The organism is Mesorhizobium sp. M0904, assembly GCF_040319475.1.
GTDB lineage: Bacteria > Pseudomonadota > Alphaproteobacteria > Rhizobiales > Rhizobiaceae > Mesorhizobium.
The window spans coordinates 75,504-90,374 of the sequence record NZ_JAMYOC010000002.1 but is presented as its reverse complement, the minus strand read 5'-3'; the positions used below and the strand labels follow the sequence as shown (position 1 = coordinate 90,374).

14 protein-coding genes are annotated in these 14,871 nt (G+C 64.1%); 6 read left to right on the top strand and 8 right to left on the bottom strand.

Features of this window, described 5'->3' with window-relative positions:
- The first annotated feature begins 5 nt into the window (after positions 1–5).
- A complete protein-coding gene (locus NKH80_RS02925; protein ID WP_352989508.1) occupies positions 6–1,568 on the top strand; it encodes a serine hydrolase in 1,563 nt (520 codons plus the stop codon).
- A 29-nt stretch (positions 1,569–1,597) separates the two neighbouring features.
- On the opposite strand, the gene NKH80_RS02920 is transcribed toward NKH80_RS02925, so the two are convergent.
- A complete protein-coding gene (locus tag NKH80_RS02920) occupies positions 1,598–2,533 on the bottom strand; it encodes a hypothetical protein (protein ID WP_352989505.1) in 936 nt (311 codons plus the stop codon).
- Between the two features lie 265 nt (positions 2,534–2,798).
- Between NKH80_RS02920 and NKH80_RS02915 the strand changes: the two genes are divergently transcribed.
- Complete coding sequence (locus tag NKH80_RS02915; protein WP_352475599.1) at positions 2,799–3,239, top strand: lipid-binding SYLF domain-containing protein; 441 nt, start codon at positions 2,799–2,801, stop codon at positions 3,237–3,239.
- A gap of 18 nt (positions 3,240–3,257) precedes the next feature.
- Here NKH80_RS02915 and NKH80_RS02910 read toward each other — a convergent pair whose 3' ends face one another.
- Positions 3,258–3,890, bottom strand: a complete 633-nt coding sequence (locus NKH80_RS02910) for a TetR/AcrR family transcriptional regulator (RefSeq protein ID WP_352799241.1) — start codon at positions 3,888–3,890, stop codon at positions 3,258–3,260.
- A gap of 708 nt (positions 3,891–4,598) precedes the next feature.
- Here NKH80_RS02910 and NKH80_RS02905 point away from each other — a divergent pair.
- From NKH80_RS02905 to NKH80_RS02895, 3 genes are read left to right on the top strand one after another with little or no spacing between them, the layout of a single operon-like run.
- Positions 4,599–5,084, top strand: coding sequence for a (2Fe-2S)-binding protein (locus tag NKH80_RS02905; protein ID WP_352989501.1), 486 nt, complete (start codon positions 4,599–4,601; stop codon positions 5,082–5,084).
- Positions 5,081–6,064: an FAD binding domain-containing protein gene (locus NKH80_RS02900; protein WP_352989498.1), complete on the top strand. Its 984-nt coding sequence runs from the start codon at positions 5,081–5,083 to the stop codon at positions 6,062–6,064. The genes NKH80_RS02905 and NKH80_RS02900 overlap by 4 nt, the downstream gene beginning before the upstream one ends.
- Positions 6,061–8,382 (top strand): xanthine dehydrogenase family protein molybdopterin-binding subunit, encoded by a 2,322-nt coding sequence (locus tag NKH80_RS02895; RefSeq protein WP_352989496.1) that lies wholly within the window; start codon positions 6,061–6,063, stop codon positions 8,380–8,382. Before NKH80_RS02900 ends, NKH80_RS02895 begins: the two co-directional genes overlap by 4 nt.
- 235 nt (positions 8,383–8,617) lie before the next feature.
- Here NKH80_RS02895 and NKH80_RS02890 read toward each other — a convergent pair whose 3' ends face one another.
- Positions 8,618–9,628, bottom strand: coding sequence for a zinc-dependent alcohol dehydrogenase family protein (locus tag NKH80_RS02890; RefSeq protein ID WP_352753642.1), 1,011 nt, complete (start codon positions 9,626–9,628; stop codon positions 8,618–8,620).
- 105 nt (positions 9,629–9,733) lie between these two features.
- Between NKH80_RS02890 and NKH80_RS02885 the strand changes: the two genes are divergently transcribed.
- The gene (locus NKH80_RS02885) at positions 9,734–10,663 is read left to right on the top strand and encodes a LysR family transcriptional regulator (RefSeq protein ID WP_352740126.1); all 930 of its coding nucleotides are present in this window, start codon (positions 9,734–9,736) and stop codon (positions 10,661–10,663) included.
- Positions 10,664–10,702: 39 nt separating this feature from the next.
- Here NKH80_RS02885 and NKH80_RS02880 read toward each other — a convergent pair whose 3' ends face one another.
- The 5 genes from NKH80_RS02880 to NKH80_RS02860 all read right to left on the bottom strand — a co-directional run bounded on the left by NKH80_RS02880 (position 10,703) and on the right by NKH80_RS02860 (position 14,837).
- Entirely contained in the window at positions 10,703–11,470 is a 768-nt protein-coding gene (locus tag NKH80_RS02880) for a slipin family protein (protein ID WP_352705623.1), read from the bottom strand.
- The gene (locus NKH80_RS02875) at positions 11,467–12,861 is read right to left on the bottom strand and encodes an NfeD family protein (protein WP_352989493.1); all 1,395 of its coding nucleotides are present in this window, start codon (positions 12,859–12,861) and stop codon (positions 11,467–11,469) included. Before NKH80_RS02875 ends, NKH80_RS02880 begins: the two co-directional genes overlap by 4 nt.
- Before the next feature lie 152 nt (positions 12,862–13,013).
- Positions 13,014–13,568 carry an RES family NAD+ phosphorylase gene (locus tag NKH80_RS02870; RefSeq protein ID WP_352989490.1) on the bottom strand — a complete coding sequence of 185 codons (555 nt, stop codon included), beginning with the start codon at positions 13,566–13,568 and terminating at the stop codon, positions 13,014–13,016.
- A complete protein-coding gene (locus NKH80_RS02865) occupies positions 13,569–13,916 on the bottom strand; it encodes a hypothetical protein (protein WP_352475589.1) in 348 nt (115 codons plus the stop codon).
- 156 nt (positions 13,917–14,072) lie between these two features.
- A complete protein-coding gene (locus tag NKH80_RS02860) occupies positions 14,073–14,837 on the bottom strand; it encodes a pseudouridine synthase (protein ID WP_352507829.1) in 765 nt (254 codons plus the stop codon).
- Between the last annotated feature and the right edge of the window lie 34 nt (positions 14,838–14,871).

The window sequence follows — 14,871 nt, the reverse complement described above, 5'->3', positions numbered from 1 at the left end:
TGAGCATGCGGCTGTTCACAAACCGGAATCACCTCCGGTGGAGGATGTTGGCCTTCATCGCAATCATGGTGCTTTTGCCGAACGCGGCGTCGGCCGATACCATCCCACCCGACAGGATCGCCGCAGCTCTGTCGAAGCTCGAATTGCTTGCCGAAGGCGTCGTCGCGGATGGTAGCGTGCCCGGTCTGGCCATCGGCGTCGTGCACGGCGACGAGGTGATCTTCCTCAAGGGGTTCGGGCATCGCGAAGCCGGAAAACCGGAGATCGTCGATGCCGACACGGTCTTCCAGATTGCCTCGCTCTCCAAGCCGGTCTCCGCCACCGTCGTGGCGGCGCTGGTCAGCGACGGGATCGCTTCGTGGGATTCCAAGATCGCCGACCTCGATCCGGCTTTCCGGCTCGCTCAGCCCTATCCGACCAGCGAACTCACGGTCCGCGACCTGTTTGCGCACCGCAGCGGGCTTCCCGGCACCGCCGGCGACGACCTCGAGGACATCGGCTATGACCGCGCGGAGATCCTGCGCCGCCTGCGGTTCGTGTCGCCGTCATCGAGCTTTCGTGCGGGCTATTCCTACAGCAATTTCGGACTGACCGAGGGGGCCGTCGCGGCCGCGAAGCCGACAGGCAAATCATGGGAAGAGGTCGCCGAAGAGAAGCTCTACCGTCCGCTTGGAATGGTCTCGACCAGCTCCCGTCATTCGGACTTCATCAAGCAAGCCAACCGCGCCGAGCTCCACGCCAAAATCGATGGCGCGTGGACCGCCAAGGTCCAGCGCTATCCGGATGCGCAGGCGCCAGCAGGCGGCGTCAGTTCCACCGCACGCGACCTCTCGCAATGGATGCGCCTTGTGCTCGGCAACGGGGCCTACGCCGGCAAGAGACTCATTGCCGCCGATGCGCTGGACCAGACACATATTCCCTTGATGGTTCGTGGCAAGAACCCCGTGTCCGGAGGCGAGGCCTTCTACGGCCTCGGCTGGAATGTCGAATTCGGCCGGCACGGGCCGATCTGGGGTCATGCGGGCGCCTTCAGTGCCGGCGCCCGCAGTCTGGTGATGCTCTTTCCCGAGGAGAAGCTTGGCGTCGTCGTCATCGCCAACGCCTTTCCGACAGGCGTGCCGGAGGGACTGTCCGACAGCTTCGCCGATCTCGTCTTCGACGGAACGCTGGGGAAGGATAAGGTAAAGGCTTGGAATGATATCTATGCAGGCATGTTCGGCCCGGTGATTGCGGCAGCCAAGGCTAGCTATGCCGCGCCGCCCTCTCCAGCAAGTCCGGCGGCGCCGGCCAGCGCCTATGCGGGCCGTTACTTCAACGACTTCATCGGCGATGCTATTGTGTCAGGCGAAGGAGACGCTCTTGTCCTCAAGGTCGGGCCTGCCGGTGCGCGGTCCTATTCACTGAAGCATTTCAACCGCGACCTCTTCGTGACCTTCCCCGATGCCGAGATGCCGGACAGGCCTTCGGCCGTCAGCTTTGCCCTCGGCCCCGACGGCAAGGCGTCGGCCATGACCGTCGAATTTCTCGACGACAATCATCTCGGCACGCTGCAACGCGTGGGGGATTAGCCGCCGCGGGGCGGGCGATGCTTGCCGGTTCAGGATGCCGGGCCGAACTGGAGCAATTTGAAGCAATCGCCGCTTCCCGACTTAAACTGCGTCAGGAAGCCTTTCGACCGATCGATCCATTCCTGGTGCGACTTGGCATCGGCTTCGATCTCATTGGCCGGTGCAAGCTTGACGAAGCTTTTGCCATTGCTGAAAAGCCAGCACGCACGGCCGAGAAACCGCCTGCTGCGCTGGCGCAGGAGGTCGGCATCATAAAACACGTCGAGCACCTCCTGCTTGATCTTCCGCTCCTTTTCGGGATTGGCGATCGCAACCTCGATAGGCTCGCCGCCGATCGCATCCTGCAGGTCCTTGTAATCAAGGGCGATCTGCGTGGTGGCATATTTGATGTCGCTCTCGTCCCGGACGATGTTGAACCATAGCGTTGGGTTGAGCTCGTTGACGACGAACGATGCTTCGAAATCGCGCGACAGATTCAGGATATCGAACCCTTGAACATCGACGTCGCGCTCGACTAGAAGGATCTGGGAAACCTGCTTGGCGAGCGCCGTTCCGTGGGCGCTGACAGCGGCGTTGTCACCGCCGTGTTCCGGACTGACATAGGCACCGCCATCATCCAGCAGCGCGTCGAATTCGCCGAGGGCCTCCACGACAGCGCTGCCGCGGGCAGCGCGCGCCGCCAGTTTGGCGAGAACCTGCTGGAGCTCCGCTTCGCGTTTTCGCTGGTCCTGATAATTCTGCTGGAAAAAGAAGATGAACAGGGACACGCCAATTCCGATCATGATCACGCCCAGCTGTGAAAAGATATTGCGATAATATTCCAGCAGCTTTTCACGATGGCGTACGTCGTCACGCACGCTGTGCGCTACGCGAAGATTGACGATCAGCGAAAGGACCAAGAGCCCGGCACCGACCAGGATCAGACCGCCGATCGGGAGGTAGCTATGCCGTGAGTTGAAGTCCATTCCTTTGCCGCGCCCCCGAAACCCCAGACAGCGCAGACTAATACCATTTCCGCCTCAACACCTACGATCATCCCCACCATTCGGCCACTGTTCTTACAGCCAGGACTACGCTCGCCATCCGCCTCGTTTCGTAGCGGTCTTCTCGCAGCGGATTCAGGCCGCGTGCTTGGAACCAATGACGGGCGAGACTGTTCAGCTATGACTTTGATACGGCGCCGACGTGCCCGGCCGGCTGGGCATGCGGCGATCTTGAGGAGTTCTCATCATGAAGATTTCGTCCAGATTTCGTTCAGTCGCGGTTGCCGTCATAACTGCGGCGGCAGTTAGCTTTACCAGTGTCGCACATGCCGACAGCGGTACGATCCGCTTCGCCATCTACAAGGCGGCCTTCTTCATCGGCGGCGCTGGAGGCGAGGGCACACTGACCTTCCATGGTCGCCGGTATCCCATCTCGGTCGGCGGCATCTCGGGCGGCCTCGCCTTCGGTGCCTCCAAGACCTATTTCAAAGGTACCGTGCGCCACATACGGCGCGCCCGGGATGTGACGGGGGTTTACGGCGCAGCGGGCGGTGGCGGCGCGCTCGGCAAAGGAGCCCAGGTGATCGTCATGACCAATGACAAGGGTGCCCAACTCGAACTCACAGGCAGGCAGGTAGGCCTGCAAGTCAATGCCGATCTCAGCGGTATGAGCATCTCGCTGAAATAAGAACAGTCACTGCATTCGTTATTCCTTGGATGGGCCGGATTTGGCCGCTCCAAACCGAAGCCCATCCATCAGCAGCGACACCAATCGGCGCGAGCGGTCGCGCCAGTCCTTGGTGTCCGGGGCCGAATAGATGCCGCCCAGCGCATGCAGCACATCGGAGGCATCGACGTCGCTGCGGATCGAGCCGTCGGCGACCGCGGCATCGATCAGCCGCCGCAAGGCGAGCGTCACCCTGCCCGAAACGTCGGAGAACAGGGTGGAGTTGGTCGTGAGCAGGATGCGCAGGCTTGTCGACAGCCCGCGCTTGGTGGCGATGTAGTCGACGAAGCGCTGCATCCATTGTTCAAGCGCCACGTCGGGCGCATGATCGTGGGCGAGTTCGTCGGCCGCCTGGCACAGCCCTTCCACTTCGCGCCGATAAACCACCTCGACCAGATGCTCGCGGGTTGGGAAATGCCGGTAGAGCGTGCCGATGCCGACGCCGGCCTGGCGCGCAATCTCCTCCAGCGAGGCGTCGACGCCATGCGCGGCAAAGGCCTTCGCCGCGACCTCGACCAGCGCGTCGCGATTGCGCTGCGCGTCGGCGCGCAGCGGTTTTGCAACGGCGGTTTCGGTTTTGTCTCCAGAAATGACGGGCGGCTCCGCGGCCAATTTCTTCTCCAGTGCTGATCCGAAGCATAACCGGATAGGCAGGCCCCGTTTCAAGAACGCAGACTCTTCCACCTTCGTTACGTCTCAGACAAATATAATCGCAAGTAACTATAATCACAGGATCGAGTTTGGGCCGGCGTTCCGGCAGGCGAGGCATCTTGCCCGCCTCTGGTCCACGGCCGGTGGATGACGACGGAGGATATTTCCTCGCGGCCCGCACTCCTCATCTGTTCGGCCGATGCCGTGGGGCAAAAATGAGCCCACGTTGAGCGCGATCCCCTCAGGATCATTGGACTGTCCTGCCCCTACAGACAGTCCAGAGAGCACCACCGGCTTGGGCCGGTGGTGCTTTTTTGTCTCCCGGCATGACGGCTGGCTGCCCGCCCCCAAATTTTCTCCAATCTCGATCAATTTCGATCCGGGGCTTGAACAGGGCGGAGCACGCTCCTAGTTAATAAACGGAGGCGCCTCCGATTTGTGGAGCGCCTTTATCATGTAATCACGGGATCGGGTATGTCACGTCTTTCGACCTCGCAAGCCGCGGCCCTCCCGGAGGTCGCATCAAGTCAAGCGGACCCCCGCTGCCCTGCCGGGCATCTCCCCGCAAGGGGAGATTAGCCTTCACCTAGCCATAAGCTGACCTTGCCGCTCGCCGGCCGGGCGCCAGATCATCCCCTCCCGCGTCAAGCAACTGGAGCCAGACGCCCCATGACAAGCAAAATCCGAACTCCAATCCAACTTCAAATCAACGGACATCGACATGAGCTCGAGGCCGAGCCGCGTGTTACCCTGCTCGACGCCTTGCGCGATCATCTCGGCCTGACCGGCACCAAGAAGGGCTGCGACCAGGGCCAGTGCGGCGCCTGCACGGTCCATATCGACGGCCAGCGTGTGCTGGCCTGCCTGACTCTTGCCGCGCAGGCCGAAGGACGTGCCATCACCACCATCGAAGGGCTTGCCGGGGAGGATGGCGCGCTACATGCGGTGCAGGCCGCCTTCCTCGAACAGGATGCCTTCCAGTGCGGCTATTGCACGCCGGGCCAGATCATGTCGGCGGTCGCCTGCATTCGCGAAGGCCATGCCGGCTCCGATGAGGAGATCCGCGAATACATGGCCGGCAATCTCTGCCGCTGCGGCGCATATCCCCATATCGTCGCCGCCGTGCGCCAGGCAGCCGTGGAGGCCGCATCATGAGGGATTTTTCCTATCTGCGCGCCAATTCGGTCGATGCTGCGCGCCAAGCCTCGGCACAGCCGGGCGCCATGCTGCTTGCTGGCGGCACGACGCTTGTCGATCTCGCCAAATGCGGCGTTGCAGAGCCTGATACGCTGGTCGATATCACCCATCTCGCGGGACTCGACAGGATCGAGGTCGACGACCGTGGCGTCACCATCGGCGCGCTGGCGAAGATGAGCAGCATTGCCGACCATGCCGACATCAAGAGCCGGTTTCCTGCCGTCTCGGAAGCGCTGTGGCAGGCGGCATCGTCGCAGATCCGCAACATGGCTACCATCGGCGGCAATCTGATGCAGCGTACGCGCTGCCCCTATTTCCGCGATCCGGCGAATTTTCCCGCCTGCAACAAGCGCTCGCCCGGCAGCGGCTGCTCGGCTATCGGCGGCGTCACCCGCGGCCATGCCGTGCTCGGCACCAGCGAGGCCTGCATCGCCACCTATCCCGGTGATCTCGCCGTTGCACTGGTCGCCTTCGATGCGAAGGTGCATCTCGGCGACCGCCAGGCCGCGGTCGACGATTTTTTCCTGTTGCCTGGAGTCACGCCGGAGCGGGAACATGCGATCCAACCGGGCGAGGTGATCACCGCGATCAGCATTCCGGGCACGCCTGCTGCCAGACGCTCGACCTATCTGAAAGTCCGCGACCGGCAATCCTACGAATTTGCCGCCGCAAGTGCCGCCGTCGGTGTCGAATTCGAGGCGGACGGCCGCACGATCCGCGACCTGCGCGTGGCGCTTGGCGGCGTCGCCACAAAACCGTGGCGGGCGCGTGCCGTGGAAGAGGCGCTGAAAGGCAAAGTGCTTGAGCCGGAGGTCGTCAGGCAAGCCAGCCTGCTCGCCGTCGAGGCCGCCGTCGACCATGGCGCCAACCACTACAAGATCCAACTGGCGCCGCGCGTCGTCGCCCGCGCCATCCTAAAAATGGGAGAAACGGCATGACCGTTCACGAGTTGAGAGCAAGACCCGGCGATGCCAAACACGGCGACGCTTCGGACGGTGCCGTCCTCGCCGATCAGGTCGGCGGCCGGCTGTCGCGCGTCGACGGCCCGGCCAAGATCACCGGTGCCGCCAAATACGCCGTCGAGCAGCAGCTCGAGGGGCTTACCCATGCGGTGCTGGTCGAGAGCACCATTGCCGCCGGCCGGGTGCGTTCGATCGACACGGCCGCGGCCGAAGCGTCGCCCGGCGTGCTGCTGGTGCTGACGCCTGACAATATCCTGCCGCTGAGAACCGCAACGGACTGGCTGGGCACGCCGCCGCCGGATGTCGCCTATTGCCCGCTGGCGCGCGACATCACCTTCAGCGGCCAGCATGTCGCGGCGGTGGTGGCCGAGAGTTTCGAGCAGGCGGCAGCGGCCACGGCGCTGGTCAAGATCGCCTATGACGAGGCGCCGGCGATCGTCGACCTCAGCGATCCGAAGGCCGGCGACGGCATCCCGGTCGACGCCATGACCAAGGAATGGGGCGAGGCGGAGACAGCGTTCGCCTCGGCTCCGGTCAGGATTTGCAACGCTTACAACACGCCGCGCGAATACCAGGCGCCGATGGAGCCGCATGGCCTGATCGCAAAGTGGCAGGGCGACCAGCTGACGGTCTGGGAGCCAAGTCAATGGGTCGACGGCATGGCGCGGACCTATGCCGAATGGTTTGGCGTGCCGTTCGAGAATGTGCGCCTTGTCTCGCCCTATATTGGCGGCGGCTTCGGCTCCAAAGCGTTTGCCTATGGCTACGGCGCTGTAGCGGCAGTCGCCGCGAAAATGCTGGGACGGCCGGTGAAGCTGGCGGTCACCAGGCCGCAGACCTTCACCGCCTATGGCGGACGGGCGGCAACGCGCCAGACCGTGGCGCTCGGCGCCAACGCGGAGGGCCAGATCCAGTCGATCGTGCATCGCGGCGTCAACGAGACCTCGGTCGACGGCATGTGGGTCGAGCCGCTCGGCTCGGTCACCTCGGTCATGTACGCGACGCCGAATTTCTCGTCGCGGCAGAACGTCGTGCGGGTCAACACGGTGGTGCCGGGGGCATTGCGCGCGCCGGGCGAGAACCCGAGCGCCTTCGGCATCGAAAGCGCCATCGACGAACTCGCCTATGAGGTCGGTATCGATCCGCTGGAAATCCGGCTCAGGAACTATGCCGAGCAGGATCCGCATGCGAAGAAGCCGTGGTCGACACGGCAGCTGCGTGAGGCCTTCGCGGCCGGCGCCGAAGCCTTTGGCTGGTCGAAGCGGAACCCCCGGCCGCGTTCGATGCGCGACGGCAACCAGCTGATCGGCTGGGGTGTCGCGGCAGGCACCTACCCGGTGCGGCGCGCCTATGGCGAGGCGGTCGTGCGCATTCTCGCCGACGGCTCGGTCGAGGTCGAAAGCTCATCGATCGACATGGGGCAGGGCACCTACACGATCCTGGCGCAGACCGCCGCCGAGGTGGTGGGCGTGCCGGCGGAAAACGTCGTCGTCAAGCTTGGCGATTCCCGCTATGCCCGTGCCGGCGTCACCGGCGGTTCGCGGCTGGCCGGGGTGATGACCGGCGCCGTCCACAAGGCGGCGAGTGCCGCGCTCGACCAACTGATCGGGCTCGCCATCAGCGATCCGGCTTCGCCGTTCCATGCGCTGCAGGCCAACACGCTCGTCGTCGCCAATGGCCGCATCGCTTCACCGCGCGGCAACGGCCCTGAAGTTTCCATCGCCGAACTGCTCAGCAGCGTCGGGCGCGAGCATATCGAGGCGAAGGGCGACACCATGCCGGCCAATTCAACGGTCGAGGACCGCTACAAGAACTACACCACCATAGCCATGGCGCTGCCGCACACCGAGGGCGACTATTCCCGCCACAGCTGGTGCGCGCATTTCATCGAAGTCCGCGTCGACGAGGACTTTGGCACGGTTCGCGTCTCCCGCGTGGTGTCGGCGCTGGATTCGGGCCGGCTCTACAACCCCAAGCTCGCCGAAAGCCAGTGGAAGGGCGGTATCATCATGGGCATCGGCCAGGCGCTGCTCGAGGAAGGCATCGTCGACCGCCGGCATGGGCGCATCGTCAACAACAATCTCGCCGACTATCTCATCGCCACGAATGCCGACATTCCCGATATCGAGGTGATCTCGGTCGGTATTCCCGATCCGCACTCCTCGGTGCTTGGCGGCAAGGGGGTCGGCGAACTGGGCATTGTTGGCGTGGCGCCGGCGATCGCCAACGCGGTGTTCCACGCCACCGGGAAAAGGGTGCGGGACCTGCCGATCACGCTGGAGAAGCTGATTTAAGAGCAGACAGCGAAGCTGCCAATCTCCCCCCTTGTGGGGGAGATGTCCGGCAGGCCAGAGAGGGGCGCTGTCCCGCCGACCTCTTCCATCGCAGTTCACATAACTGCCCAAATTTCTCAGCTCATCATAGGTCGACCGGAATGCCGGCGATCCTTCGCGCCCCCCTCTGTCCTGCCGGACATCTCCCCCACGAGGGGGGAGATCGGCAGCTTCAGCGACGGCGCCTTCTCCAGGCTCACCACGAAAGCGTAAACGCAAGCTTGCCGAAATGCCGGCCGCCAGCTGCCATATGGGCGTAGGCCTCGGTCGCCTGGTGCTGGCTGTAGACCGTGTCGATGACCGGATCGATATGGGCGGCGCCGATGGCGCGCGCCGCGTCGCGCAGGTCGGATACCGAACCGGTGTTGTTGCCCACCACCTTGAGTGCCTTGATGATGATAGGCAGCAGGTTCGTGGTGGCCTCGGCGCCGGTGACGAAGCCGATGGCGAACACCGTGCCGCCAGGCGCCGCGGCATTGATGGAGCGGGCGAAGGTGGCCGAGCCGCCGGTTTCGACGATCAGATCGGCGCCGAGGCCATCGGTCAACTCGAGCACCTTGGCGTCCCAGTCCGGCGTCTCACGATAATTGATGAGGTGATCAGCACCCAAAGCCTTGGCGCGGGCCAGCTTTTCGTCAGACGACGAGGTGATGATGACCGTGGCGCCGGCTGCCTTGGCCAGCTGCAGGGTCAAGATCGAGACACCGCCGGTGCCGAGCAGGACGACGACCGATCCCGGCCCGGCATCGGCGGCGCGGATCGCATTCCATGCGGTGGTGCCGGCGATCGGCAGCGTCGCTGCCGCTTCGAAGGAAAGATGCGCCGGCATCGGCACGACGGCATTGGCCGGCAGCGCGACATACTCGGCGAGCGAGCCGGGCAGCGTCAGGCCGCGCATCTCTCTTGTCTCGTAAGGCCGAGGACGGCCGCCGATCCAGCGCGGTTTTGCGTGGGCGATGACGCGGTCGTTGATGGCGACCCTCGACACGCCCTCGCCGATGCCGACGATCTCGCCGGCGCCGTCGACGACGGGAATGAGCGGAAAGCTCGGACCTGGATAGTTGCCGCTCGCTACCGCGACATCGACAAAATTGAGGCTTGCGGCGCGCAGGCGGATCAGCACTTCGCCACGCTGCGGTTCAGGCGTGGGAACGGTGGCCGCGCGAAACGCGTCCAGTTTCGGGGCAGTCAGTTCGATCGCTTTCATGTCTCACTCCGGTTAATGGCCGATTGACGGGCCGGGATTGAGTGAAACTAGCTGCTGCGCTATTGGTATATAATCCTTGGCTTTTACATTTGAGCTCTGCGTCTGATGCAGCAATCGTACGAACCGGCAGCATTGGCCGAAATGGCCGCCTTCGCGGCAATCGCCGAAGCACGCTCCTTCACCAAGGCGGCGGCTCGCATCGGCCGCGACGCGACGATCCTGTCGCGGCGCCTTGCCTCGCTGGAAGAGCGGTTGGGCGTGCGCCTGCTGCACCGGACGACGCGAAGCGTGTCGCTGACCGAGGCGGGTTCGGAATTTCTCGTCCGCGTCCGCGCCATCCTGGCCGCGGTCGACGAAGCCGAGGCTGCCGCGTCGGCGCATGCCGGCGGCGGGCCGCGCGGCGTGCTGCGGCTGGCGCTGCCCGGCTCGTTCGGGCGCATGTGGATCGCCCCGCTGCTGCCGCAGTTTCTCGCCGAATTTCCCGACGTTCGTATCGAGGCCGAGTTCTCCAACCGTTTCGTCGATCTCGTCGCCGAGAATTTCGATGTCGCCGTGCGTCTCGGCGCACTGGAGGATTCGCGGCTGGTGGCGCGCAAGGTCGCGACACGGCGGCGGCTGCTGTGCGCGGCGCCGTCCTACCTCGCCCGCCGGGGCACGCCGACCGAACCTGAAGCGCTGCTGGAACACAGCTGTCTCGGTTTCTCAGGCTTCCAGACTTTTCCGGCCTGGGAGATGACCGACAGTTCGGGCCGGCGCGTCAGTATCGAGGTCTCCGGCCCCCTGGTCACCGATGATGCCGAGGTGCTGGTCGAAGCCGCCGTGCAAGGCGTCGGGCTGATGATGAGCACGGATTGGCTGGTCGGACGCGAGCTCGCCGACGGCCGGCTGGTGCCAGTGCTGGAGGACTGGACGCTTGCCGATGAGGGCGCCGTCTATGTCGTCATGCCTTCGGCCAAGGGGCAAGCCGCCAAGACACGTGCCTTCGCCGACTGGATCGGCAAACGCTTTGCGCCGGTCCCGCCGTGGCGGAGGTGAGGGTGCTGATCTCCCTCCTCGAGGCGGGAGATTACGCGCTCAGCCGCCTCCGCCTCCACCCTGCTTGATGAAATGACCGAGCAGATCCATCGGCACCGGAAACACGACCGTCGACGAGCGCTCACCGGCGATGTCATGGAGAGCCTCGAAATAGCGCAGCTGCATGGCCTGCGGTGTCTCGGCCAGCATCTTGCCGGCCTCGACGAGTTTTGCCGCCGCCTGCTGTTCGCCGTCGGCATTGATCACTTTGGCACGCCGCAGCCGTTCGGCCTCGGCCTGCTTGGCGATGGCGCGGACCATATTCTCGTTGAGGTCGACATGCTTGATCTCGACATCGGAGACCTTGATGCCCCAGGCATCGGTTCGCTGATCGAGGATCTCCTGGATGTCGCTGTTAAGCTTGTCACGTTCGGCCAGCATTTCATCGAGCTCATGCTTGCCGAGCACCGAGCGCAACGTGGTCTGTGCCAGCTGGTTGGTGGCGGTCATGAAGTCTTCGACCTGGATCACCGCCCGCTCAGCGTCGACGATACGAAAATACAGCACCGCGTTCACCTTCACCGAGACGTTGTCGCGCGAGATCACGTCCTGCGGCGGCACGTCCTGGACCACCACTCGCAGGTCGACCTTCACCATCTGCTGCACGAAGGGGATGAGGATGATAAGGCCGGGGCCCTTGACCCCGGTGAAGCGGCCGAGCGTGAAGACCACGCCGCGCTCATATTCCCGCAGGATGCGAATGGCCGCGGATAGGAACATGACCACGACGAGTGCTGCTGCCAGATAGGCCACATAACCGATGATCATTGCCTTGCTCCATCGCTTCTCACATTGCGGCGCCGTATCGTCAGCACAAGATCTCTGACATCGGCCACCTCGACGCTGTCGCCCACTGCAAGCGGTTCGTCGGCTTTTGCCCGCCAGCGCTCGCCCCGGGCGAGCACGTGGCCCTCGCTGCCCTGCCAGTCGAGGACCTCCGCCGGCAGACCCTGCATGGCCTGTGCGCCAACACGCGGAACGTTCTTGCGGGCCGCCCACAGATAGCTGCCGGTCAACAGTGCCAGGCCGAGCGTCAGGACGGCGGCGGTGCCGATAACGGCCCACGACATCTCGAAGCCGGGCCCCTCGATCCTGAGCAGCATGGCAGCACCCAGCAGAAACGCAGCCACGCCTCCCAGCCCAAGGACGACAGTCGGGTTCAAGGCTTCGACGACCAGGAAGATGATGCCAAGCAGCATCAAGGCCAGGCCGGCATAGCTGATCGGCAGGAGATTGAGCGCATAGAGCCCGAGCAGAAGGCAAATCGTGCCGATCACGCCGGGCGCGACCGCGCCCGGGCTCGTGAACTCGAAGACGAGGCCATAGACGCCGACCAGCATCAGGATGACGGCGATGTTGGGGTCTGTGATGACGGCGAGAAGCCGTATGAGCCAGCCTGGCTCGAGCGTTTCGACCGGCAGCCCTTTCGTCGCCAATGCCTCTTTTTTGCCGGCGACCTCGACGGTCCGGCCGTCGGCCAGTTGAAGCAGTTCGGTGGTGTCGCGGGCGACGAAGTCGATGACATGCTGCTGCAGCGCCGCGCCGGCCGACAGGCTGGCCGCCTCGCGCACGGCCTTTTCTCCCCATTCGGCATTGCGCCCGCGCAATTCAGCCAGGCTGCGGATCAGGGCAACGGCATCGTTCGTCGCCTTGGCGATCATCGCATCGCCCGCGGGTGCGTTCTTCTTGTCCTTGTCCCCCTCGGGGCCATCGTTCTTGCCGCCGTCCGGGAACGATGGCAGCGGCCCGCCCATCTCGATCGGCGTTGCCGCGCCCAGATTGGTGCCGGGCGCCATCGCCGCCAGATGGGTGGCGTAGAGGATATAGGTTCCGGCGCTCGCCGCATGCCCGCCGGCAGGCGCGACATAGCCGATGACTGGAACCGGCGAGGCGAGAATGCCGGCGATCATCTCGCGCATGCTGGTGACCAGCCCGCCGGGCGTGTCCATCTGCAGGATGAGAGCCTCGACGTTTCGGTCCGCGGCCACCGCCAGCGCTTCCTCGAGCTGCCTGGCACTCGCCGGACCGATGGCGCCGTCGATCTCGACGCGCAACGCAATTTTCTCCCGGCCATTCGCCTCTCCGGTTGCGGAAGAGGGACAAACGGCCGCAACAGCCACGAAAGCCGCGGCAAGCAAAACCGCACGCGCGAGTTTCACGCTCAAAGCTCCACACCTAGGATATGGGCTGGATTTTGCCGAAATCCATGACGCTTCGCGGCGGGTGACGTCCCGCGGCTGTGCAGACCCGACGACATGTCGCGCCACATAGACGAGGTCGGCGGCCTTACCTGACGGCGGCGGACCCGCCGCTAAGTCCAGTCGATTTCCCCGTGATCGGTTCTTGTCGTTATCGCCCCGGCCGGCAGCCGATCACAAAACGCGACGACGTTCAGGCAGTCATATCGCGCGCTGGGCACGATCAGACCGTCATAATCGAGGAAATATGCGGCCTCGCCGATGTCTTGCGACCTCGGATATTCGGCGTGCTTTTCCTGATACGAAAGCTGGCCGTAGCGCGAGGTGTCGAGGCCAAGGGTCTGCAAGGCGGCCAGGTCGAGCAATCTGAGCGTCCGGTCCAAAGAAAGATCGATCTCGAAGAGATTGTATCTGACACGTGAAGGGACCACTGGCTGCCCCCGCGTCAGGTGGAATCTCATCTCGCTCAAGGCACCTTCGCGCTCTTGCGAGGTGTAGAGCACGTCGAATGTTCCATCGTCCCAACGGCCACCGGAGCTCGAGCATTGGATCGGGCTGCGGCCCTGGCGCACGACACGCCAAACCGTTCCGGAGTATTCGACCGGAACTATTGCCTCGATAGCGTCGATGAGCCGGCTATCGTGTCGTTTCCGCCCGGCGATCGCCAACTAGAGAAAGACCTCGTTCTCAAGCCGATCGATGACTTTGAGCACGTCGAGAGCACGGTCGTCGTGAATGAGATCTATCGCCCTTTCACCGTTCAATTGCGGGTGGCGAGCGTAAAGCCAGGTGCGGATATCGCTTGGCTCGTAGAATTCCTGCAGTCGGCCGACGATATAGTGCAGATCCGATAAAATGAGCTCGCTGCGTGGCTGGGGCTTGATGTCGCCGGCCTTCCACCTCGAAACCGTGGCCTTGGACACGTCGGTGATGTTTGCAATATCGGTTCCCTTGAGACCGCCAAACGTGCCCAATTCGTCCAGGAATCTGGGAACCGTCCGCAACGCCGTAGCCATATTTTCTCTCCGGCTTCCAAGCCAGCTTCGCCCATGCGTGTCAGCCTGACACTTTGACTGCATCGGCGCATTTCGGTTTCACAAATGGAAAATATGAAACAGAGATGCAAATGTCAATTGCCGCTTCGGTTCGAGGGGTCTCCAGTTGCCTGGTGCTCAGGCCCGAAGCAGCGCCAGCTCTTCGGCGGTCAGATGGCGTACCTTGCCCTTGGCAAGGTCGCCGAGTTGCAGATATCCGATCGCGATCCGTACCAGGCGCAGTACCTCGATATCGTAGGCGGCGAGCAGCCGGCGGATATGGCGGTTGCGGCCCTCGTCGAGCACGATTTCCAGCCAGGCGGTGCTGGTGCCGCCGCGCAGCAGCTCGATCGAGCGGGCCGTCAGCAATTCGCCGTCGACTGTCGCGCCGGCGCGCAACCGCGCCAGCATGGCCTCGTCGGGCAGCGCGCCGATCTGCACGTGATAGGTCTTGGCGACATGCGAGGCGGGGTCGAGCAGGCGCTGCGCAAGGCGCGTGTCGTTGGTCATCAACAGCAGGCCTTCGCTGGCCTTGTCGAGGCGGCCGACGGGCGAGACGAAAGGCAGGTCGAGCCCGGCCAGGCAATCATAGACGGTGCCGCGGTCCTGCGGGTCGACACGGGTGGTGACCAGCCCACGCGGCTTGTTGAGCATCAGATAGACCTTGCGCTCGGCGGCGACGCGGCGGCCGTCGACCTCGATGCGGTCGCGGCCTGGATCGACGCGCATCGAGCCGTTGCGCACGATCTTGCCGGCGACCCGCACGCGGCCCTCGGCAACCAGAAGCTCGGCCTGCTTGCGCGAGCAAAGGCCAAGCTTCGACAACGCGCGACAGAGGCTGACGCCGGGAGGTTGGGTCCCGGGGGCAGGGCGCTGCCGGGCAATGATCGGTCGCGGCGACATGGCGTTGGTTCTCGTTACGCGTTTCCAGTATAAC

What these genes read in the sequence shown, in the direction of transcription:
- NKH80_RS02920 (WP_352989505.1), bottom strand. Translation starts at nt 2,533, where the DNA reads ATGGACTTCAACTCACGGCATAGCTACCTCCCGATCGGCGGTCTGATC.
- NKH80_RS02900 (WP_352989498.1), top strand. Translation starts at nt 5,081, where the DNA reads ATGAGGGATTTTTCCTATCTGCGCGCCAATTCGGTCGATGCTGCGCGC.
- NKH80_RS02895 (WP_352989496.1), top strand. Translation starts at nt 6,061, where the DNA reads ATGACCGTTCACGAGTTGAGAGCAAGACCCGGCGATGCCAAACACGGC.
- NKH80_RS02915 (WP_352475599.1), top strand. Translation starts at nt 2,799, where the DNA reads ATGAAGATTTCGTCCAGATTTCGTTCAGTCGCGGTTGCCGTCATAACT.
- NKH80_RS02885 (WP_352740126.1), top strand. Translation starts at nt 9,734, where the DNA reads ATGCAGCAATCGTACGAACCGGCAGCATTGGCCGAAATGGCCGCCTTC.
- NKH80_RS02860 (WP_352507829.1), bottom strand. Translation starts at nt 14,837, where the DNA reads ATGTCGCCGCGACCGATCATTGCCCGGCAGCGCCCTGCCCCCGGGACC.
- NKH80_RS02890 (WP_352753642.1), bottom strand. Translation starts at nt 9,628, where the DNA reads ATGAAAGCGATCGAACTGACTGCCCCGAAACTGGACGCGTTTCGCGCG.
- NKH80_RS02905 (WP_352989501.1), top strand. Translation starts at nt 4,599, where the DNA reads ATGACAAGCAAAATCCGAACTCCAATCCAACTTCAAATCAACGGACAT.
- NKH80_RS02865 (WP_352475589.1), bottom strand. Translation starts at nt 13,916, where the DNA reads ATGGCTACGGCGTTGCGGACGGTTCCCAGATTCCTGGACGAATTGGGC.
- NKH80_RS02925 (WP_352989508.1), top strand. Translation starts at nt 6, where the DNA reads ATGCGGCTGTTCACAAACCGGAATCACCTCCGGTGGAGGATGTTGGCC.
- NKH80_RS02880 (WP_352705623.1), bottom strand. Translation starts at nt 11,470, where the DNA reads ATGATCATCGGTTATGTGGCCTATCTGGCAGCAGCACTCGTCGTGGTC.